This window comes from Vibrio sp. TRT 2004 (assembly GCF_050113735.1).
Classification (GTDB): domain Bacteria; phylum Pseudomonadota; class Gammaproteobacteria; order Enterobacterales; family Vibrionaceae; genus Vibrio.
On record NZ_JBNJOH010000032.1, the window covers coordinates 1 to 21,477 of the forward strand.

At 45.4% G+C, this 21,477-nt stretch carries 24 protein-coding genes; 5 read left to right on the forward strand and 19 right to left on the reverse strand.

The annotated features are described in order from the left end of the window. Positions 1–106: 106 nt before the first annotated feature. Genes ACQEXR_RS13320 through ACQEXR_RS13330 form a run of 3 tightly spaced genes read right to left on the reverse strand, consistent with a single transcriptional unit; the run spans position 107 to position 2,174 of the window. Positions 107–937 (reverse strand): hypothetical protein, encoded by an 831-nt coding sequence (locus ACQEXR_RS13320; RefSeq protein WP_138971272.1) that lies wholly within the window; start codon positions 935–937, stop codon positions 107–109. Next, complete coding sequence (locus ACQEXR_RS13325; protein ID WP_427020511.1) at positions 937–1,806, reverse strand: ABC transporter ATP-binding protein; 870 nt, start codon at positions 1,804–1,806, stop codon at positions 937–939. The genes ACQEXR_RS13320 and ACQEXR_RS13325 overlap by 1 nt, the downstream gene beginning before the upstream one ends. Then, the gene (locus ACQEXR_RS13330) at positions 1,803–2,174 is read right to left on the reverse strand and encodes a GntR family transcriptional regulator (RefSeq protein WP_138971274.1); all 372 of its coding nucleotides are present in this window, start codon (positions 2,172–2,174) and stop codon (positions 1,803–1,805) included. Before ACQEXR_RS13330 ends, ACQEXR_RS13325 begins: the two co-directional genes overlap by 4 nt. 249 nt (positions 2,175–2,423) lie before the next feature. Here ACQEXR_RS13330 and ACQEXR_RS13335 point away from each other — a divergent pair, with 249 nt between their 5' ends. Then, positions 2,424–4,418: a U32 family peptidase gene (locus ACQEXR_RS13335; RefSeq protein WP_427020512.1), complete on the forward strand. Its 1,995-nt coding sequence runs from the start codon at positions 2,424–2,426 to the stop codon at positions 4,416–4,418. 122 nt (positions 4,419–4,540) lie between these two features. On the opposite strand, the gene ACQEXR_RS13340 is transcribed toward ACQEXR_RS13335, so the two are convergent. The 10 genes from ACQEXR_RS13340 to agaR (ACQEXR_RS13385) form a co-directional block, all read right to left on the reverse strand. Further along, on the reverse strand, positions 4,541–5,395 hold the full coding sequence (locus ACQEXR_RS13340) for a tagatose bisphosphate family class II aldolase (protein WP_427020513.1): 855 nt from the start codon (positions 5,393–5,395) through the stop codon (positions 4,541–4,543). Continuing rightward, positions 5,386–6,594 (reverse strand): N-acetylglucosamine-6-phosphate deacetylase, encoded by a 1,209-nt coding sequence (nagA, locus tag ACQEXR_RS13345; protein ID WP_426951784.1) that lies wholly within the window; start codon positions 6,592–6,594, stop codon positions 5,386–5,388. Before nagA ends, ACQEXR_RS13340 begins: the two co-directional genes overlap by 10 nt. Next, complete coding sequence (agaF, locus tag ACQEXR_RS13350) at positions 6,584–7,024, reverse strand: PTS galactosamine/N-acetylgalactosamine transporter subunit IIA (protein WP_426951786.1); 441 nt, start codon at positions 7,022–7,024, stop codon at positions 6,584–6,586. Before agaF ends, nagA begins: the two co-directional genes overlap by 11 nt. A gap of 60 nt (positions 7,025–7,084) precedes the next feature. Then, positions 7,085–7,969: a PTS N-acetylgalactosamine transporter subunit IID gene (agaE, locus tag ACQEXR_RS13355; protein ID WP_269375351.1), complete on the reverse strand. Its 885-nt coding sequence runs from the start codon at positions 7,967–7,969 to the stop codon at positions 7,085–7,087. Then, positions 7,959–8,735: a PTS N-acetylgalactosamine transporter subunit IIC gene (gene agaW, locus ACQEXR_RS13360; RefSeq protein WP_427020514.1), complete on the reverse strand. Its 777-nt coding sequence runs from the start codon at positions 8,733–8,735 to the stop codon at positions 7,959–7,961. Before agaW ends, agaE begins: the two co-directional genes overlap by 11 nt. Positions 8,736–8,752: 17 nt before the next feature. After that, positions 8,753–9,226 (reverse strand): PTS N-acetylgalactosamine transporter subunit IIB, encoded by a 474-nt coding sequence (gene agaV / locus ACQEXR_RS13365; RefSeq protein WP_426951789.1) that lies wholly within the window; start codon positions 9,224–9,226, stop codon positions 8,753–8,755. Between the two features lie 24 nt (positions 9,227–9,250). Then, positions 9,251–10,408, reverse strand: a complete 1,158-nt coding sequence (locus ACQEXR_RS13370) for an SIS domain-containing protein (protein ID WP_427020515.1) — start codon at positions 10,406–10,408, stop codon at positions 9,251–9,253. After that, positions 10,405–11,715: a D-tagatose-bisphosphate aldolase, class II, non-catalytic subunit gene (locus ACQEXR_RS13375; protein WP_427020516.1), complete on the reverse strand. Its 1,311-nt coding sequence runs from the start codon at positions 11,713–11,715 to the stop codon at positions 10,405–10,407. The genes ACQEXR_RS13370 and ACQEXR_RS13375 overlap by 4 nt, the downstream gene beginning before the upstream one ends. Positions 11,716–11,723: 8 nt before the next feature. Continuing rightward, a complete protein-coding gene (gene agaR / locus ACQEXR_RS13380) occupies positions 11,724–12,500 on the reverse strand; it encodes a transcriptional repressor AgaR (protein ID WP_427020517.1) in 777 nt (258 codons plus the stop codon). Between the two features lie 425 nt (positions 12,501–12,925). After that, the gene (gene agaR / locus ACQEXR_RS13385; protein WP_427020518.1) at positions 12,926–13,696 is read right to left on the reverse strand and encodes a transcriptional repressor AgaR; all 771 of its coding nucleotides are present in this window, start codon (positions 13,694–13,696) and stop codon (positions 12,926–12,928) included. A gap of 264 nt (positions 13,697–13,960) precedes the next feature. Between agaR (ACQEXR_RS13385) and ACQEXR_RS13390 the strand changes: the two genes are divergently transcribed. Together ACQEXR_RS13390 and ACQEXR_RS13395 are read left to right on the forward strand one after the other, a co-directional pair. Continuing rightward, positions 13,961–14,206 (forward strand): DUF3297 family protein, encoded by a 246-nt coding sequence (locus tag ACQEXR_RS13390; protein WP_006880246.1) that lies wholly within the window; start codon positions 13,961–13,963, stop codon positions 14,204–14,206. A 171-nt stretch (positions 14,207–14,377) separates the two neighbouring features. Next, positions 14,378–14,644, forward strand: a complete 267-nt coding sequence (locus ACQEXR_RS13395; protein WP_138971295.1) for a DUF2999 family protein — start codon at positions 14,378–14,380, stop codon at positions 14,642–14,644. A gap of 59 nt (positions 14,645–14,703) precedes the next feature. On the opposite strand, the gene ACQEXR_RS13400 is transcribed toward ACQEXR_RS13395, so the two are convergent. Together ACQEXR_RS13400 and ACQEXR_RS13405 are read right to left on the reverse strand one after the other, a co-directional pair. Beyond that, the gene (locus ACQEXR_RS13400; protein WP_427020519.1) at positions 14,704–15,291 is read right to left on the reverse strand and encodes a GNAT family N-acetyltransferase; all 588 of its coding nucleotides are present in this window, start codon (positions 15,289–15,291) and stop codon (positions 14,704–14,706) included. 83 nt (positions 15,292–15,374) lie between these two features. Then, entirely contained in the window at positions 15,375–16,226 is an 852-nt protein-coding gene (locus ACQEXR_RS13405) for a helix-turn-helix domain-containing protein (protein ID WP_427020520.1), read from the reverse strand. 142 nt (positions 16,227–16,368) lie between these two features. Here ACQEXR_RS13405 and ACQEXR_RS13410 point away from each other — a divergent pair, with 142 nt between their 5' ends. Continuing rightward, the gene (locus tag ACQEXR_RS13410) at positions 16,369–17,271 is read left to right on the forward strand and encodes an AraC family transcriptional regulator (RefSeq protein ID WP_427020521.1); all 903 of its coding nucleotides are present in this window, start codon (positions 16,369–16,371) and stop codon (positions 17,269–17,271) included. Positions 17,272–17,362: 91 nt separating this feature from the next. Here the strand turns inward: ACQEXR_RS13410 and ACQEXR_RS13415 are convergent, their stop codons facing one another. Next, positions 17,363–17,965 carry a LysE family translocator gene (locus ACQEXR_RS13415; RefSeq protein ID WP_427020522.1) on the reverse strand — a complete coding sequence of 201 codons (603 nt, stop codon included), beginning with the start codon at positions 17,963–17,965 and terminating at the stop codon, positions 17,363–17,365. A 121-nt stretch (positions 17,966–18,086) separates the two neighbouring features. On the opposite strand from ACQEXR_RS13415, the gene ACQEXR_RS13420 reads away from it, so the two are divergent. Next, a complete protein-coding gene (locus ACQEXR_RS13420; protein ID WP_427020523.1) occupies positions 18,087–18,569 on the forward strand; it encodes an Lrp/AsnC family transcriptional regulator in 483 nt (160 codons plus the stop codon). Between the two features lie 52 nt (positions 18,570–18,621). Here ACQEXR_RS13420 and ACQEXR_RS13425 read toward each other — a convergent pair whose 3' ends face one another. The 3 genes from ACQEXR_RS13425 to ACQEXR_RS13435 all read right to left on the reverse strand — a co-directional run bounded on the left by ACQEXR_RS13425 (position 18,622) and on the right by ACQEXR_RS13435 (position 21,410). Beyond that, positions 18,622–18,960: a cytosolic protein gene (locus ACQEXR_RS13425; protein ID WP_138971292.1), complete on the reverse strand. Its 339-nt coding sequence runs from the start codon at positions 18,958–18,960 to the stop codon at positions 18,622–18,624. 375 nt (positions 18,961–19,335) lie between these two features. Continuing rightward, positions 19,336–20,574: a DEAD/DEAH box helicase gene (locus ACQEXR_RS13430; RefSeq protein ID WP_427020524.1), complete on the reverse strand. Its 1,239-nt coding sequence runs from the start codon at positions 20,572–20,574 to the stop codon at positions 19,336–19,338. A gap of 221 nt (positions 20,575–20,795) precedes the next feature. Continuing rightward, entirely contained in the window at positions 20,796–21,410 is a 615-nt protein-coding gene (locus ACQEXR_RS13435; protein WP_427020525.1) for a TetR/AcrR family transcriptional regulator, read from the reverse strand. Positions 21,411–21,477: the final 67 nt, after the last annotated feature.

The following is a 21,477-nucleotide window of genomic DNA, read 5'->3' on the forward strand; positions in this document are numbered from 1 at the left end:
GAAACTTAGAGCCTTTATAAGCCATCTGCAGGATCGTTCAACCGATCATTTATCTCTTAACTGATCGGCATTAGCCTTTCAGCTACCTTTTTACTTTCAATCCCTATTAATCGATGGTTCGACTGAGCCTCAAACTCGCCAGCAATCCTAACATGCCTAGGCTAAAGAACACCGCTAAGTTCAGTGTGCCAGCGTTAGCAAATGCGATCATAGGGTTAGATTCAACCAACACATCTAGCGGCAAGTTTGTGATGGCATCAATAAATTGGCTGACAAGATCCGTGGCAAACAAGTTGCTCGCCAACAGCTTAATCACATACAGAGCGATCAGCATAATCAACAGCGGTGAATTGACCTTTTGCGAAATTGCCATCGCTATGGTGGCAAAAGGCAACAGCGCTAAGCCAACCAGCCACATACGGCCAATAAACTCTAGCCAATGACTTCCAACGTAAAACAACGATTCACCAGTAAAGAACAGAGGGAATTGCTCAGACATCACTAGGTTGATAATCCACATCAAAAAGTCCGCTGCAATAACCAACATTGAGCAAATGACAGGAACCACCAGCAGGCCGAACGCCAACTTCACTGCGTGCATGTTTAAATCGGTGACCGGCATACTGCGCCAGAACATCACACTGCCCTCCTGACGCTCCTTACGCAGCGTTTTAGGAAAATAGAGACAGGTAAGCAGTATTGAGAGCAATCCACTAACAACCAAAACTAAGTGACTGAGCTGTTTCCCAAGTTCGAAACCCGACTCAAAACCATCATTCTGATAGGTCAATTCATAGGTAACATTGCTCTGGATAGTTGAGTTCATCAATAAACTCAACAGCAGCACCACGCCACAGATCAGCAAAGCAACAGGGATACGGGTAATGACCTTATGCTCCAACCACTCTTTTTCTAGCATATAAACATTCGCGTTCATTACACCGCCTCCTTTTGCAACGCTAAAAATAGATCGGCCAGTTTTACATTGTAAATCCGGTCAACATCTTGCAAGCGCTCAGCTTGTTCTGAACGCAGTAGCCAACGTGTAGAGCCTAAACCTCGTTCGCTTGAAAGCGGATTCAACGACTCGATTTGTTCATTCTGGTCGTGATTCGTTTCAACAACTACGAATCCTTGGGCAACATCTTCCATCGACGCCTGCAACACCACTTCACCACGCTTTAGAATCAACACATCTGTAAGAAGGTGTTCAATTTCAGACACTTCATGACTGGCAATAATCAGCGCGCGCTCGCCATCATGGAACCACTCTAGCAAGTGGCGGTAAAAAGTATCGCGATAAACAAGATCCAAACCGAGAGTTGGTTCATCCAAAATCAACACTTTGGTGTCCGTCGAAATGACGATCGCCAGATGCAACTGGACTTTCATCCCTTTCGACAACGCTTTGATTTTGCTATTTGGTCTAATATCCGTCTTAGCGATCACTTGCTGAGCTTTGGCTAAATCAAAACTCGGATGAACACCGGCGGTATAACGAAGCAGTTGTTCCACCGTCATCCACTCAGGCAACACATTAACATCTGATATATAGGATAAATGCTGCATCACATTGGCACGCTGCGCCAACGGTTCAAATCCAAGAACCTCGATATCACCACGATATTGATGTGCACCAAGTAAACTTTTGATCAAAGTGGACTTGCCGGCACCATTATGACCAAGCAGGCCTAAGACCTGACCAGGTTTCAACTCAAAGCTAATATTTTTTATGGCTTCGTTTTGTCCTTTCACACGACCTGAGTATTCTTTGCTTACCTGTCGAGCACTAATTAATACACTCATTGTTTACCCTCAACGTGCACCGTTAACCGTTCAATAAATTCATTCAGTGGAATATCTAGCTGTGTTAGTTTTGCTGCGATTGAAGGAATTTGTTGTTCAATAAAATCATGTTTCTGAACTGCTTTTAGACGTGCTATTGCACCCACCGCAACAAACATCCCTTGACCACGCTTTTTCTCAACTAGGCCTTCATCCACGAGTAATTGATAGCCTTTCATCACGGTTATGTGGTTGATCTTAAGATCACTCGCCACAGCCCGCACTGATGGCAAAGCCTGCCCTTCCAACCAAACTCCCTGCAAAATCTGCTCGGTAATTCGATCGGATAGCTGACGAAAGATAGGCTGTGTTTCGTTCCACTCAGTCATGAATTCTGCCTTATCATTTACGCTTTAGTGATATACATAGGTATAACACTAAAGCAATTCTAATAAATTGCAACAGAAAAGAGGTCTCACTCACGCAACTCGGTCTCTATAGATTCATTCATCCTCAAAACTCGCGAAAGCCACCATTTGTTTTTGACCCAGATTAATAAAAGGTTAACTAGTACCGCAGCAGGAGTCTGAAACCCGTAGAATGCGTGCTCATTTTCGATTTTATCTAAGAGGCGAGTAGTGACACGCGATCAATTTGAGTTGTTGGCCCCAGGGGGAGATATTGACTCTATTAAAGCTGCGATTGCCGCTGGAGCGGATGCGATATACTGTGGGCTTGATCGATTCAACGCTCGCAACCGAGCGACCAATCTAACATTGGCCAACTTAAACGGAGTGCTTCGCCTCGCACATCAGCACAACTGCAAAATCTTCCTGACGCTCAACGTATTAATTCTTGAGAGCGAAATTCCAGCAATCGTGCGCTTGCTCAGCCAACTCAACACCACCAGCATTGATGGCGTCATTGTTCAGGATCTTGGCCTTGGCTACATCTTAAAACATCATTTTCCTGATCTGGATGTTCATGCCTCGACCCAATTGAATACCCATAACGAAGGACAGATCCTATTTCTCAACCAACTAACGGCAAGTCGCGTCAATCTTTCACGCGAACTCAATATCAATGAGATCAGTCACTTGGCTCAGTTTGGCCGTCAGCATAACGTGATGATGGAAGTGTTTGTCCACGGTTCCTATTGCATCGGGTTTTCTGGTATTTGCTACATCAGTTCTGCACGTAACGGAGCATCGGGTAACCGTGGCCGCTGTAGCCAACCATGCCGAGAACAATATCAGCCAACTAACACAGGGCATCACTACCCGCTCAACATGAAAGACAACTCGGCCTTTGGCGATCTTGAAGCCTTAGCAGCAGCCGGTGTGTATTCGCTTAAAGTCGAAGGACGGATCAAAAAATCCCATTATGTTTATACGGTCGTCGACAACTGGCGTCAGCAAATCGATCGCCTGTGTGATGGTGTGGAGCTTTCAAGTGACACGAGAGAGCTTTACACCGTGTTCAACCGAGACTTTTCCAATGCTTTCTTGCAAGGAGATTTCGGTAAATCGATGTATATCGATAATCCACGCGATCACGCTGTAAAACATTTCTCTAAAATTTATCAATGTAAGACCGTAGAAGAAGTACAGCAGGTTAAGAAAACACTGTACGATGATAAAACAGCCATCATAGAAAAAGTCGCAGCCGCCACTGAGAGCTTCAACATCGAACAAACTGACAATACTGGCAGTAGCCTAAAAGGAGCGGTAGATGTTCCCGTCTTACCACCCTTGGTTCAGGCTGAAGCACTGGCAGCATCGCCAAGGCTATCTGTTCTCATCTCTTCGAACGAAGAAGTCGCACTGTGTGACAACCCAGATATTGACGTGTACTACCAAATGCCGATGGGACTAGCCGATGAACTGGAGGCTATGGTGGCCCTTTTTCAAGCCAATCCGAACCTCAAACCTTGGTTTCCAGCGATTTTAATCGGTGATGATTACCAAGCAGCAGGAGCATTTTTGCAAGCCATCAAGCCGCAACTGTTGATCACCAATAACTCCGGCGTCGGTATGCTTGCCAAAACCCTAGAATTGCCTTGGGTTGCAGGGCCACAGATGAACACCGTCAACTCCTACTCATTCAAGTGCTTGCAACAAGAGTTCGCAGCCTGCGGGGCGTTTATCTCTAATGAGTTAAATATGAAGCAGATGCGTCATATCAAACGTCCGCAAAGTATGCGCAGCTTCTACAGCATCTATCATCCGAATACGCTACTGACCAGCCGCCAGTGTCTATTCCAGCAGACGGAAGGATGCCGCAAGATAAAGGTCAACAAAGGTTGCCTCAAGCGCTGTGAAAAACGCACATCCATCATCAACCTCAAAGACAACCCTTATGTGGTACAGAAGCACAGAGGTAGCCACAATTCGATTTACAGCGAGCACAATGTACTCAATCTTCAGGTGCTGACAGACTTACCACATCTTTTCACAGATGTACTGATCGATCTTCGAGATATTGAGACTGAAACTAGGGTGGCGACAAGTAAGCTCAATTTGGTCGGAAAATTTCTCAAACTATTAGACGATATAAGCGAACCACAGATCTCTGCGCTGACCGCAGCGATTCATCCAACCTCGAACGCTCAATATTTAAAAGGAATGCAATAGGAAATCGCACGATTCTCTATATTGGTAGGTGTCGAATAAGACTAAATGATAAAAGGGTGCTAGAAAGCCTAGCACCCAGGTAAACACACTATAGGGGGGGAGTTTACCAAAATAGATGAAAGCTAAAGCTTACCTTCACTACCACACATATGAATCTTATCCATCACCACTTGTTTCATCGCAGCTTTACCTGGAGTGATATATTTGCGCGGATCATTCGCATCCGGATGTTCAGCAAAATGCTGCTTAACGGCATTTGAGAAGGCGATTTTCAGTTCAGTCGCCACGTTGACTTTGCACACACCTAAATCAATACAGCGACGAACCATCTCATCAGGTACACCTGAAGCACCGTGTAAAACAAGCGGAATGTCAACCACGGTTCGGATCTTATCCAGACGGTCAAAATCAAGCTTTGGTTCTGCTTTGTACAAGCCGTGGGCGGTCCCAATTGCCACTGCTAACGAATCAATTCCTGTACGACGAACAAACTCTGCTGCTGATGCAGGATCGGTCATTAGCGCATCAGAGCAATCGACAATCAGGTCATCTTCTTGACCACCCAAGCGGCCAAGTTCAGCCTCAACACTAGCGTCAAATCGATTGCAGTATTCGACAACCGAACGGACGATTTCTATGTTTTGGTCAAACGCATGATGAGAACCATCAATCATCACAGAACGAATTCCGTGATCTACTTTAGTGCGGATGTCCTGTAGCTCTTCATGGTGATCGAGATGTAGAACGAGTGGGATCGAGTGCTTGTGTGCGGCTTCTTTACAGATACTAATTAAATAGTCAGTCCCCGCGTAATCATAGGTGCCAGGCGTGCCGGCTAGAATCACAGGAGAACCCATCTCTGATGCAGTCTCAACGATGACCTGTACCGTTTCTAAGTTATGAATATTGAATGCAGGAACGGCATAGCCACCGAGTTGGGCACGTTTTAACATTTCACGAGAAGAGATTAGATACATAAAGCCTCCTGACTTGGTACGGAGTCCGTTTCGAATACAATGCGTCCGTTAACCCAAGTTTTTATAATTGAGAAATCTGATTGAATTGCCACCATAGAAGCGCGTTTACCCACTTCTAAGCTGCCAAATAAATGCTCTAAGCCTAACGACTTAGCGGGTGTTAACGAGGCCATCAGCCACGCTTGTTCTAATGGCAGACTTAACCACTGCTGGATATTTTTTACTGCTTGCACAAGAGTCAGCGTACTGCCGGCTAAACTACCTGTATCAACCGTCACCACACCATCGTTCATCTCAACGGTATACTCGCCCAAGGTATAGCGACCATTTGGCATACCAGTGGCACTCATTGCATCGGTAATCAGCATCATACGACTACTACAACAGTGGTGAGCAATATCAATTGCCGCAGGGTGAACATGATGTCCGTCCGCTATCATCTCTACGTAGCTGTTGGGGTGAAGAAGACCTGCGCCAACAACACCAGGATCTCGGTGATGTAATCCGCGCATACCGTTATAGCAATGGACGATGCCACTTGCACCAGCGTCTAGAGCTTGCTGAACTTGATCGTAGCTGGCATCAGTGTGCCCAAGCATCACTTGTACACCTTGTTCATTTAGATAACGGATAGCCTTCAAAGCGCCGCTTTTTTCCGGAGCCAGCGCTACCTTGAGTAACTGGTTATCACTGTAAGAAATCCAGTCATCAAGCTCTTCTACTGATAAGTCTCTAAACCATGCTGTAGGGTGTGCACCACGATTTTTCTCGGTGAAGTATGGACCTTCTAAATACGCCCCAAGGATTTCAGCACCATCAACGCCCTGCTGCTTACTTTTAGCCACTTGTTTAAGCGCACATCGAATTTTTGCCACTGGCGCCGTCACGGTCGTTGCAACGAAGGCTGTCACGCCAAGACTTGCAAAGTAACGCGACATAGTATTGAGACTTTCATGGCTAGCATCCATAACATCGCAGCCCTGTGCACCGTGAACATGACTATCAATCATGCCTGGGAGTAAACTCACTTCCCCCAAATCTATAAGATCTACATGCTGCTGAGGTTCAAATGGTTCGATAGCGTCAATAACTCCGTCAACATTAACGGTAATTAAGGCATCGTTGAGCCAGCGGTCACCATGTAATATGCGTTGAACACGATAGCTCTTCGGTATATTCGCGTCTCTTTCAGATGCCATCTTCTTCTACCGTATCCGCTATTGACGCTTTTAGTTCCATTTCCGCCGCCAATGAAGTTATTCCACGATATCCACACTCAACTGCTTGCTGGCGAAACTCAACCAGACTTAGCTCATCACGTTCAAGCAGCATTTCCGCCGCCATCTGCATATTAGTGCCGGTGACAACTTCAATATCATCTCGCTCTTGACTTAGAAGTGATGCTGTACGAAATGGCGTACCTCCCAATAAATCCGTCAGAAAAACAATCCCTTCACCAGAATCAATCTCTTCAATCGCCTCACGCATTGCTTGTTCAAGTTGTGGTGTAGTAGCTTCTTCTGGGAAGTCGATGAACTTGAACTGAGATTGATCTCCAATAACTTGAAATACCGCTTTTGCTAACCCCGAAGCGAAACCACCGTGACCAGATAAAATTACTGCAATCATTTTTACGTCCCTTAATGGGGCTGAACACTCAGCCCCGTTTTATCTTGTGTTAGAAATGCCTTACAAGAAGCCCATAAAGCGCCCTGCAACTCCGAGTAACACAGTCAAGCCAATCAGTTTCAGTGGACTCCAGCCGCGTTTAACCAATGCGTACATAGTCAAGGTGTAAACCAGAGGTAAGAATGCAGGCATCAGTTTGTCGATGACATCACCCTGCAACTTAACCACGGCATCACCCGCTGTGATTTCTGCGGTTGTAGACAAACGAACATAAGTAGCAACTAAAGCACCGATAACTGTCATCCCGACCATTGATGCGGCATGCCCTACCTTTTTGGTATTTGCTTTAATGACAGGGATGGCCGCAACTCCCATTCGGTACGCATAATGTGCTAGACCAAAACGAAGACCAAAGTGCACCACGTTAAACAGAACAATAAAGAACACGGCGCCCATAATAGAGCCCTGTAATGCAAGGTCAGCACCGATACCGCCACAAATTGGCAATAGAGTTAGCCAGAACATCGCATCACCAATGCCTCCCATTGGCGCACCAACTGCAATCTTGGTGCTTTGGATACTGTTGATGTTTTGTTTTGAGCGTTCCATTGCCAGAACGATCCCCATAACAAACGTCACCAAAAATGGGTGAGTATTGAAAAAACCCATATGACCTTGCATCGCTTTAGAAAGGTCAGCTTTGTTGGTGTGGATCTTCTTCAGTGCTGGCAGAAGGCCATATAGCCAACCAGATGCCTGCATACGTTCGTAGTTAAAGGACGCTTGGAGCAGTAGTGAACGCCAGGCCATACGGTTGATGTCTGCCTTCGTTAGCTCTGCACCTATTTCTTTATTTTCATACTCATCCTGTGCCACTCCTGGTGCAGGTTGCACTTCAGCGTTTTGACCACGGAAGTCGAGTTCGTTACTTACATTAGATTCCATCTTCAAAGTCCTCAGCTGGTACGGTTGCGGGGGTTGGTTCGGTTTTGCGCATAAAGTCGATAATAGCCATTGCAGTTGCCGCAGCAGCAATAGCGAGAATTGGGAGTTCAATCCACGCAGCGGCAACAAACCCTAGGATGAAATAAGGGATATAGGCATTTTTCATCATGATTTTCATCAGAACTGCAAAGCCAATTGCTGGCATAATGCCCCCCGCGATGCCTAGACCATCAATGAGATCTTTTGGTAGGACTTCGACGATTTTTCCTGCGTGTTCAGCGCCAAGGTACACGGGTAAGAAAGCACATAAGAAGTAGAAGGTACCCAGAACTGCAAGTGCCATGTAATTAATGCGTTCAATACTATTAGTGTCAGCATTCTGAGCGTACTCATCACACTTAGACATAACCGCTGACATAGCAGAGAAAAGTAGCGTGATGCCCATCTGTACGGCAACAGCAAAAGGTACTGCGACACCAACCGCGACATTGGGCTCAACTTTAGTGGTGATAGCGAAAGCTGTACCAACGATAGTACCGATAATCACATTTGGTGGCTGAGCACCGGCCAGAGGAGCGAGCCCCATCCAGATCAGTTCTAGCGTACCACCGACTAAAATACCGGTTTGCAAGTCGCCCAAAATAAGGCCGACAAGCGGACCGAGTACTACCGGACGGTGGAAGTGAGTAAGGCCGTTAAATAAATCTAGGCCAGCAAAGAAGGCTAAGATGCCCAGCATCAACGCCTGTAAGAGTCCTATTTCCATGGTTGTTGTCCTTATTGTTAGATAAGAGTAAAGAGGTCAGTTGCGCTTTCAGTGGGCACACCTTGAATGGTACAAACCACACCCAACGCTTTTAATTGTTCAAATTCCGCAACGTCTTCAGAATCCACTGAAACCGTTTTTGCAATTTGCTTTTTGCCATCAACATAGTGCATGTTACCTACGTTGATATTGCTGATTGGTACGCCGCCTTCGACCAATTGACGAAAGTCTTTTGGTGTACGACAAACCAGTAGAATTCGTTGACGATCTGCTGCTTTATGGATGGTGTCGATGGCCTTTTGTACTGACCAGAAGCGGATGGCAATCCCATCAGCTAGCACCATTTCCATCAGGTTTTGTTGAATACTGTCTTGCGCCACCTCATCATTCACAACAACAATGATGTTGGCATCAGCAAAGCCTACCCACTGCACTCCGACTTGGCCGTGAACAAGGCGCTCATCAATGCGACTTAATACGATATTTGGCATGGTCTAATGTCCTTATAGAAATCTTTACAGATTAAATGGGTAGATCGTGACGCCTTGCACCACACGGTTTACTTCACCAGTTGGACAAGGATTATCTGGTCCTAAGCCAAGCTGGAGTGACTTTTCACATGCCAACATTTGGCAGAAGAGAATAAATGGGAAACAAAGCCACTGATCACCCAAACCTAGTCTTCCAAGCTCAAAGACATCTTCTTCGTTAAGAGCAATTTCCGAGATTGCAACGTGACCAAGCGCCTGTTTATCGCGACGGATCTCATTGAACAGATCCATATCGTACTGACGTGTATATGGTTGACTGGAAAGCAATTGGATAACGATCGCTTTGTCGTTAATCGTAAATTTAGGACCATGGCGAAAACCGAGCGAGGAATCGAATGTCGTCATCACTTTACCCGCACTAAGCTCGAGAGATTTGAGTGACGCTTCTCGGGCCAATCCAGCAAAACCACCACTGCCCAATACAATCAAACGATCATAAGGAAGAGCAGCAAGCGCTTTTATGGCTGGTTGCCACTGTTGAAGTTTGTGCTCACACAAAGTGGCTGTCGCTTCAATTTGTTCATTCCACTCACTTGGAGACTGACCACCTAGTAGCGTTAGCGTAGCCATAAGCATGCACGTAAAACTAGAAGTCATGGCGAAGCTTTTATCGTTTGATCCTTCAGGCATCAGCATGCAATAAGCATTGTCAGCTGTTTGGGCATAACGAGAGAGTTCACCTTCACCATTACACGTTATAAATAGGTGGTGGCAGTCAGTAACCAACTGATCAACCAGAGCCACAGCAGCAACACTTTCAGGGCTATTGCCAGAGCGAGCATAAGAAACCAGCAAAGTCGGACGTGTTGAATCAAGATACTGCTGGGGATTTGAAACCAAATCGGTGGTCGGAATCGATTCCACTTGGAAGCCAAGTCCTTGCTGAATAAATGGTGCTGCGGCATCCCCAACAAAGGCAGAAGTTCCTGCTCCAGTCAAAATGATGCGCAAATCCGAACGTTGCAGCAGGGGATTAAGAAATATACTCACTGCTTGATACTGCTTGTCTAATATCGCAGACAGCGCACGCCATAAACGAGGTTGATGGCTAATTTCCTGAGCTGTATGAACACCATTGTGCTGCTCTAACCACGGAACTTCATAGCCTAGAAATGAACTCATTTGATAGTCTCCTTGCTAGCCACGATGTTTGCATAACAGGCTTCGGAATAGACTTGCGTCACTTCCATAATCTTGTGCATAACAATCTCTGCTGGCTGATTTTGAATTTGATTTTGAGAAATAGCCTTGGCCTGATTTGGCAGATATTGGCTAAGGATTGTTACTGGCAGCGGACGGTCCATCAGATTGTCAAACAAAGCCTTTTGCGCTGCTTGAACCTCTGGATGAGTCCAGTAGTAACGAATGCGATCACTCAAGCTATAACTGCAATCAAGGTACTGTTGGTGCCCTCTACTTGAATAATGTGAACGCCAGTAATCTGGTTGTTCGTGCATCACCTGTTCGATGGTGTCACGTAAGTGCGAAGAGTGATGGATTCCAAGCCACTCTTTTTCTGCTCGTTCAAGGCCATAGAGCGCCTCGCGTAGGGCAAAGGTCAAAGCAGGGCCGACCTTTAAAATAGCAAAATGGTCACGCACCAATTGATGGTATGCCGGCGGGTTTTGATAATCGGTAGAGTGAGCTTCAAACACGATGTGGGGCTGACTGTCTATAATCTTACTCAGCAACTGCGCTTCGTCACTCTGATAGTGGTGCACCATATGGTGGTCAAACTCAACACCTGGCTGAACAACCAAAGCAATCACTCGTGGCCAAACATAACCCAGTCCAGCATCGCTAAATGCCTGATGATGGGCATCCAATGTTGCCAACGCCTGCTCGGGTTGAGTTACTTCAATACACTCATCCTGCAACGATTCAAGAGCACCACCCGGAGTCGGTACTTCTGTACCGATGACATATACGGGTGCTTCACCACCAACACTTCTCCAAGCCTGCTCCGCAACCACACATAGCTGTGCGGCCCGCTGTGCCATGATCTCTTCACTTAGCGGAGTTTGGTCATCCGCGCATGGCATTGAACAATCGAGGTGAATTTTCTTAAACCCTGCACAAACGTAGTCATGGATCATCTGAGCTGAATATTCCATAGCCTGACTTGCAGACAGGTTTTGCCAGCAGTTTGGGCCAAGGTGATCGCCACCCAACACCACTTTTTCCGCAGGGAAATTGAGACGTTCTGCTAAAGCAGCGACATGGTTCGAATAATCCTGCGGTGTCATCCCTGTGTAGCCACCAAACTGATTGACCTGATTTGATGTCGCTTCTATTAACACCAGTTGCTGATCTTGTGCCGCTTGTTTAATCGCAGCTTCAAGAACGAGCGGATGCGCGGAACAAACAGAGTAAATACCCGTTGCTCGGCCTTGCTTATGCTGTTCAATTAGAGAAAGTAACGCTTTCATTTTGATTCCTAGTTAACGGTTTGGTCGGCAATAATCACGTCAACACCCATTTCGAGAAGAGCGCGATGCGTTGCATGGGGAATATTGCTGTCAGTGACCAACACATCGATTTGGTGAGCAGCACGGATCATGCAAAAACTTTTACGGCCAAATTTACTTGAGTCGGTAACAGCAATAACTTGACGTGCAACCTCACACATAGCTCGATTGACTTGTGCTTCCTGAGTGTCTGGAGTGGTTACACCGGCTTGCAGATCGAATCCATCTACACCGAGAAAAAGTTTGTCAAATAGGTAAGAGCGAATTTGCTGCTCCCCGTGATTACCCGTTAATGAACATGACGCACGACGAAGACTGCCACCCACAACATGAAGATCGACGTTTTCAAGCTTGCTAAGTTGATAAGCAGTGTTAAGTGCATTGGTCATAACAACCAATTGCTGTTTGTTTGCGAGGTACTGTGGCATTAAGCCTATAGTAGTCCCTGAATCTAAGATAACCGCTTCGCCATCATGGATAAGGTCAGCAGCTACTTGAGCGATCGACTGCTTAGCAGTTCGGTTAAGTTGATCTTTACGATAAAGAGGTTGATCAAATGCAAAGTTTGGATTGAGTGTTGCTCCACCATAACAACGGAATACACAGCCCTCTTTCTCGAGCAAATTCAGGTCATGACGAATAGTGACCGCAGAAACATTGTACTGCTCGACAAACTCGTCCACTTTTCCAGAACCATGGCTGCATATATATGCCAAAATTTGCTGTCTTCGTTCCGCACTGGTCATTTACCAAATCCTCTTTCGTTACATTTCACTTGGTGCATGAAATGTTTCGATTTCCTTTTGATTGGTATTAAAGCAGGACAGACTAAGGAAAAGTGAAAGCTAGATCACAGTCAGTTTCCTTTCGATTTGAACCCAAAAAACGTTTCACTTCAGAGAGAGTGAAAGACTAGACTTTCACTCTTGACCAAAATTTGCACTTCGTAAGTACCATGAAAGCTGGTTTTCACTATTTGATAACTGAAAGAAACAATTAATTGGGTACAATTCATTAGGTTTCGAAATGCAATCTGTCTTAGATCACAAACTGGAGCATCAATGAATTTTTATAGCGCTATAAAAATAAAACCAGCCGGTGTTTGGCTGGTTAAAAAAGTCACTTTTATAAGCACTAAGATAGATTTATGAAGGAATAATAAGGAACGAGATTAGGCAACAATATAAACATCTACACCTAATGCTGTGAGGTGGTCCACATAATTTTGAGGGATACCGCTATCAGTAATTAATATGTTAAGTTGTTCTGGACGAGCAATCAGGCAAAAGCTTTGACGGTCAAATTTCGACGAATCCGTTACCGCAATAACTGTTTGAGTAGCCTCTAACATTTTCCGGTTAATATCAGCCTCACCTTGATGTGGAGTGGTAATTCCAGCCGATTTATCAAACCCATCAACTCCCAAGAACAACTTATTAAACCTATAGCCAGTAACTAAGTCTTCTCCACCGACACCATGAACTGAGTAGGAATTTTTACGCATCGTGCCACCAGCCACCATAACAGTGACATTCGTTTTGTTGGCAAGGTGGTAAGCGATATTGATGCCGTTGGTCATGACAACAAGATCATGCTTAGAGTCGAGATGGTAAGCAATCTGCTCAGTCGTTGAACCTGAGTCAAGAATGACCTTATCGCCATCCGCAATAAGAGATGCAGCGTATTCACCGAGCTTAGCTTTGATACTACTGTTGAGCTGCTTCTTATCATTCAATGGACGCTCAAAAGCAAACTGGTTGTTAAGCAGTGCGCCCCCATAACATCTTTTTACACAGCCTTGTTTCTCAAGATAATTGAGATCATTGCGAATCGTTACTTCAGAAACCCCATATTGCTGCGCAAAATAATTGACATCCCCTTTTTGAGTATTCTGAATAAACTTCAGAATTTCTTTGCGTCTCAAGGCAGCATTCAATTTCATATAATGTGATAACCCATAATAGAAGTAGCGTTCTTATCCACGATATTTAACAACCGATGACCATTGATATAATGCAACCTTTTACACATACCATCAATGGAAAATCTCGCCAGAACGTTGCAATAACTAGGGGCAACGGGCGAACTAACAATACGCTAAAACCTTGCCGGCGTTAAATGCCTGCTAGAAAAAGGACAGGCTTGAATCCAAATCAAGCACTGACTACAATAACGCACTTTTTTTACGGACTTCAAGGTCGCAAACATGACAGATACAGCTAAACCAGCTCTACCAGATCGCCTATCAGGTAACCCACGCAGCCCTTTCTTTGTCAAAGAGTGCTTCGATCACCAAATCGGTATTCGTTTCAAAGGTAAAGAGCGCACTGACGTTGAAGAGTACTGCGTTAGCGAAGGTTGGATTAAAGTCGCTTCGCCAAAAGCAAAGGACCGTTACGGTAACCCTATGCTTATCCAACTTAAAGGTGAAGTAGAAGCGTACTACGTATAAGCGTATCGACCGCAAATACTCTCAAGCTCGAGTCTTCACTCGAGCTTTTTTGTATCTGCGACTAACATCGCCCGACAAAGTAGCATTGGAATCCTGCTGGCTGGGAGTTCAATCGTACCCGAACCAGTGCTAAACTCTGGCGAAATGAGTACCAACTAATAAGGAAACATGATGAATCCGATTATTGCACTGCTAAAAGAAAGCAACATCAGCGACGCACAAATCAACGAGATTTTTCAGACTCTGACACAAAACCCTTTTGCAGCGATGGCAACGATCAGCCAACTAGGCCTGCCACAAGACAAACTTCAAATGCTGATGGCTCAGGTAATGCAAAACCCTGCGCTAATCAAAGAAGCGGTTGAAGAATTGGGATTGGACTTCTCAAAAGTTGAAGAAGCGAAAGAGAAGCTTCAGAGCCAGAACCAGGCTAACTAAGCGCTTGATACAAAAAGGCCGTTAAACCCGACTAAGGTATTTAACAGCCTTTTGCTTTATCAGCGGTTTAATGCACTGAACTGCTCGGCAGTAATGCCGTAATAGAGCTTGTCATCAAAACCTTGTTCAAGCTTATAGTAGTCTTTCTGGCGTCCTTCCTGAACGAAGCCACACTTCTCAAGAGTTTTGTAAGAGCCGACATTTTCCGCGTAGCAATCTGCACTTACCTTATGTGCGTCCAGTTCGGTGAACCCTAGCTCAGTCATCATCTGACATGCTCGGGTTGCAATACCCTGCCCCCAGGCACAAACAGGCAGCTGGTAACCCACTTCGTAATTGCCGGTTAAAAACATCACTTGCGTTATCGCTGTCATACCCATGTAGTTATCCTGGTGGTCACGAATAACAAATGTTGGATTATCGGGCCAGAGTCCGTCTTTAATCGCCTGTGCTGTGTTGTCGATGATAGGACCAAAGAAACCTTGGTACAGGCTGTTTTCGGCTGGAGCAAAGAACAGGTACGGATTGACCTTATCATCGTTAAGCATCTCGATAATATCGGCCAGATCAGATGCTTGAATCAGCTTAATATTCAGTGACTCGCTAAACGCAATAGCTTGACCTTGTTTTAGTTTTTGATATGACATGTTTTACCTCGTTATCTGCCAGAGATAGTAGCGCAGCAGTCGAGAGAATAATTGGACTTTTGCGACAATCTGGATTGGTGCGATTACTCAAAGTCTCCGTAGATATCTATGGTCAAGTCACGTCTTTTCATATAGTTACCCGGCGTTTTTCTAAGCAGCTGTTTAAGCGTTCTTATCAGATGGGATTGGTCGCTAAAACCAAACTGCTGGGAGAAGTGGGTCCAGTCAACCGCGCTTTGTTGCTGATAAAGCGCCAGAATCATCTGCTCTAAACGTGCCATTTTCTGATATTGCTTGACGCTTAATCCCACGACCTGCTTAAAACTGCGCTCAAGAGTACGCCTAGAGCAGGCACATTGGCTGGCAAGCGCTTCAACATCCAACATCACGTCAGGTGTCATTACAGTTTGCTTATCCATCTCCTGAACCGCTTTCTGCACTGCGATAAACGACTTGCTTTGAGGTAGGGATAGAGACAGGGACGCAAAATGGCTCTGCAGATAGTCGACCAGTGATTCTCTGGTATTCTGTTGCCAAAGCCCTTGCTGAAATTCCGCGTTAAACAGTGGAGTCAGCCAGTCAAACCACTGACACTGATTGATTGCGCTCACCGGTTGGTCGACGTTAATCGCATGCTGAAGGATAAACAGCCCCTCGGGACGAAAGGTGATACCAATACGTTTGATCGGTGGATTGTCATCGAGTAAGAGTAAGTGTTCACTAGCCGCTAGGAGATGACTGCCTTTGCCTGAAAGTAGAGTTTCCCCACTGTCATACACGTAAGGTTGCTGCTGTGGAGTAAGCAGTAGATGAGCGCGAGGATTGGGAATAAGGTGCGGTTTAGGCTCGATCACTTCCCCTGGTTCCACCTCTAAGTACCAGATTTGGTGAATCAGCCATTCATACCCTGCTAACTGCTGCTTCCAAGCGATCATAATTGTCCTTATCAATGACGAAATTAAGCTGAAGTCTGAAGCAAAATGTCGAGACTCGCTATACATTTATACAATCATAGCTTTGAAACAAGCTGTCTGTGGGGTAGGCTTTTTAGCAAGTAAAGCAAGGATGTACCAACCAATGCGCGTTGATTATAAAAAACGGCTAATCCCAGTAATTCGCTATCTGGAAAGACACTTTAACCAGCCTCTGAACCTGCCAGAGGTCGCCGCCTTGGCGAACCTCTCTCCTTACCATTTTCACCGCACATTTAAAGCGGTTCAGGGTGAAACTCTGGCTGATTACATTCGTCGTTTAAGACTGGCCGCTGCTGCTGACGATCTGTTTAAGTCTAAGCAACCTGTGCTCAATATTGCCCTTGAGTATGGTTTTTCCTCTTCGCAAAGTCTGGCAAAGGCCTTTAAACAGCACTATGGCGTCACGCCAACTGCGTTCAGAGACTGTGAGAACTATCAGGAGTTTTCTAAGCTGGCACGAAACAGCAAGATTGGACACACGTTGCGCAAGAATGGAAACGAAGAGCTAAACAGCGATCCATATACTGGCTCTGAACCAACAATATGGAGCAAGACAATGGAACTACAACAATTTGATGCTACTAAACTCGCTTACATTCGTGTGACAGGCCCTTACGGTGAAGGTTACGAACAAGCAACTCAACGTCTCTATCAGTGGGCTGGAATGAAAGGTTTAGCTGGCAACACCTGTATTTTTATCTATCACGACAACCCGGAAGTCACACCAGATGACAAGTGCCGCACCGATATCTGCCTAATGGTGCCTGAAAATACTGAAGTACCAAACAATATCGAGCTGCAAGATTTTCCTGGTGGACAATACGCCGTGATGCGCCAGAAAATTACCGAACATAGCCAGTACTCCAGAGCGTGGGATGATTTAATGGATAACGTGGTTGGTTCAGGAATGGAAAACGATGATCGCCCTTGTTTCGAGCTGTACCACAGCTACGATCCAGAGACTCAACACTCAGATGTCAGCTTCTGTACAGCAATTAAGCAGTAATCCACTCCGTGGAGCGAACGACAAACCAAGCCTTCATATGTCAAGGCTTGGTCTGTTCTAATTCTAACCCACTATCACACCTTAGTTAACTCTACAAGCCGGGTTGGCTAACCACGAATAGCGCGACAACAGCCAAACTAGCGCCAAAGCATCGATTGATTGCCACCATCTTACGAGGTGATTCAATAAATCGGGTCAGCATCGAGCCAAAGTAAGCCCAGACCAACATACCAATCACTCCGGTCACGACCATGACGCTAATGATAAAAATCACTTGAGCCGTATAGCTTCCGGTTGGTGAGACGAATTGAGAAAATACTGTGATAGATGCGACCCAACTTTTCGGATTAAGGATCTGCACCAATATACCGGAGAAAAAGCCAGATTTTTTCACACTGGCGTCACTGTCGAGTTCCATATTGACAATTCCCCACGCCATGTACAACAGATACGCAGCACCTAGCCATTTGAGAATCAGATACAACGTCGGATAGAGATTCAATAGTCCGGCAACCCCGACGCTAGCCCCGACAAGTATCACGATCACCCCAACCGCATTACCGATAATGAAAGGTAATGTCGCCCCAACTCCATAACGGCCAGACAGGCCAATTAAAGCAATATTCCCCGCACCTGGAGTCATTGAAATTGAAATTGCGAACAGCATAAAAGCTGTCATTAACTGAGCACTCATTGCTCACTCCCATAAAGTCATTGTTGCGATATGAGATCCAGTCTACCTATCTCTACAGGAATAAAATTGCTATCTGGGTTATGGTAATCATTAAATTGAGCAAATTATTTCCATATGAGCTATGAAAAAGAAAGAATCCACCAACTTTGAGTTAGACAGTACAGATTTTTCCATTCTTGAACGTATCCAGAAAGATGGCCGCATCAGCAACAGCAAGCTAGCGGAAGAAGTTAATCTGAGCGAAACGCCATGCTGGCGACGCTGGAAGAAAATGGAACAAGAGGGCTACATCGAAGGTTATGCCGCAAGACTGAACCGCAAGAAGCTTGGCTTTCAGGTTTCGGGCTTTACTCTGGTGACTCTGGGCAGTCATGAAGTCGAAAATACTGACCCATTTGAGGACTATGTAGCGGAATCAGACTGGATCACCATGTGTCACTGTATAGCTGGCGGCGCAGATTACATCGTTCAGGTAGTCGCAAAAGACTTAGATGAATACTTTGACCGCATCAGCTCAATAAGACGAGTTAAAGGCGTGAGCGCGATTCAGTCCAATGTATCGGTTAAAGAGATTAAGAGTACTTTCCAGTTGCCGTTAAGTTAAAGATAAAACCCGGCTACATTGAATTCACCGATATCTACTTACCGAAAACTTGTCAGTCCATTCGGGTAATAAAGGTTTGCTCATCATCGACAAAAGCGACAAAGCCACCGTGATAGATAAACACCCGACCACGTCCCTCAACTAGGCAGGCAAGCTGTGGGTTTAAATCTTCTTCGTTATCCTGGCTTTGAAAAGTGCCGGTATCGGTGATGACTCCACTCAATGTTGGCAGGTAGCCATAAGCGCGTTTTGCTTGATCAATCAGGCTCAATTCGCTGGCGCTAGAGAAGCAAGAAGGGATCGCTCCTGCGTCTTCGATAAACATGGTTTTCAGTTCTTCAAAAGCGGTAATCACCAGCCAGTCGATGCCGTTAACATGATGGATAAACATAGAGTTTCTCGATAATTCTGATGCGCAGATTGTATCACCTTCAGAGCATCAAAGGGGAAGGGCTGACGGTTTTATATTATGGTGTGTGTCCCTCTAATACGTGTGTCCCTCTAATACCCATGTTACAAGTGAGATCACGCAAAACATCACCTCAATTAAAGATGTAGCGGATGAGCTTGTTATCAATGCTCAGGACAGCTCGCAAGAATCAGGCAAGCTGAAGCTGCAAGCTCAAGAACTGACTGACAAAGTGGCAACGTTTAAACTTTCGTAATAATAGTTAGTGTTAGACAAACGGCGAGATTCTAAGTCTCGCCGTTTTTTGTGGTGTGTGTCCTTCAAATCTTGTCCTTCAAATCTAGATATACTGCCACACTATTTTGCACGTGGCGCTGAGCGCTTAACCTTACCCTGAAACTGTTTAATACTCTTCTTGCTGTTGGTGCGGCGGTTAGCTTTTTTATCGCGAGGAGCGCGTTTGCTTTCGCCAGTTGACGGCTTATCGGTTACCGGAAAGCCCTCCAATTCAGCCAAAGGCAGTTCACGCTGAGTCAGTGCTCGAATTGCATTCAGCGCCTCCATTTCACCATGACAGACTAATGAAAGCGCCATCCCCTGCTCTCCTGCCCTAGCGGTACGGCCAACACGATGAACGTATGTTTCAGCATGCATCGGCAGTTCAAAGTTAACAACGGCTGGCAGTTGATCGATATGAACGCCACGAGCTAACAGATCGGTAGCAATCAAAACCTGACTCTGACCTGTCTTGAACTGAGCAAGAATCTGCTCTCGTTCATTCTGATCTTTGTTTCCATGTAGAGCTTGGCTGAAAATACCCGCCTTATTTAGTTTTTTACTTAGCGCATCTGCGTTCTCTTTGGCACCAATAAACACCAAAACCTGTGACCACTTATTCTGTTGAATCAACTCGATCAAAGCCTTCGTTTTGCTGCCCTTGTTAACCAGATACAAACTTTCAGAAACATCTTTATTAGTACTATTTTGCTGATGAGCGCTAAGTTCAATTGCACTGCGCATCACGGTGCTTGCCTGTTTTTTAAGCTGATCTGAAAAAGTCGCCGAAAACATCGCCGTCTGACGTTGTTGATTAGTACGACTGGCAATGGTTTGTACATCAGGCCAGAAGCCCATATCCAATAAACGATCCGCTTCATCGAGAACCAAATAAGAGACGCTGTTCAAATTCAGTCCATCATTGATAAGGTCAAGCAGACGACCCGTTGTCGCAACAATGATCTCCGGTTGCTGCAAAAGAGCTTGCTGTTGTTCAGCTTTATCCACACCACCACATAGACAGATGGCCGATAAGTTAAACGCAGCCGCTGTCTGGTTAAAAACCTGAGTTACCTGTATTGCTAACTCGCGTGTTGGAACGAGTACCACTGCTCGCTGTTTAGGGTCAGCCTTAATCTTCTCTACGAGTGGTAAGGCATAAGCTAACGTTTTACCACTCCCAGTATTCGCTAGTGCGATGAGATCCTTTCCAGCCAATATCTCAGGAATCACCAGAGTTTGGATATCGGTAGGTTTACTGATATCAGCAGATAATGAGCTCACGAGCTCAGGACTAAGTAAAAGAGTACTGAATGGCATGAATTAACGACCTTAGCAACTAGCGAAGAAACAGTGATTGCGTCCATATGGTGTGATAGCTCACAGGAACAGCCAGCGGGGGAGTATATCATCAAAACCCGCGTCACGGCGCGATTCAATAATAGGTAAAGCGGAGAATATTATGGCCGTGATTAACGATACAAAGAGCGGGCAATGGCTCTATTTCTGACATCACTGTGAATAGGAATTAGCTCAATCACCTAGCCGTTGCTCTTAACTCCGCAGCCTTTGATGACTAATTGGGTTAAAAACTCAGCAGCCTGACGATAGTCTTCGTTATCAAGCTGATGTTTCTGCATCACATTACAGATCTGCCAACCAAAGTCAGCGTATGTCTGAGTAGCCGCCCAGATGGTAAACATGAGGTGTTGAGGGGGAACATCATCCATAAATCCAAGCTGAGACCAGGTCGAGAACTTATCCATCATCATTCGAGCCTGCTTAAAAAGCTCATCACCAATATCTTTTGGCAGTGCTTTCGCACCCGACATCACTTCATTGGCAAACACTTTTGACGCATGAGGGTGATCTCTTGAAATACGTAGTTTGGCTTCTATGTATTGGCTCAAAGCCTCTACCGGATCGCTCAACTCTTCAATAGGACGCGATGCTTCAAGCAATGGCTGAGTCACGGTTTGCAGCACTGCGTAATAGAGCTTGTCTTTGGAACTGAAATAGTAGAACACGTTCGCTTTAGGGATATCAGCGGCCTTGGCAATATCGATCATTTTCGTCGCAGCGTACCCTTGAGTCGCAAACTGCTCACTCGCCACTTCGATGATCAAGTCCTGATTTTTCTGCCTAATGCGAGTCATTACGTATTCCTATATCAATCTATTAAGTCATAGTAAACAAACTGCTAACAATGGTAAATGACATTAC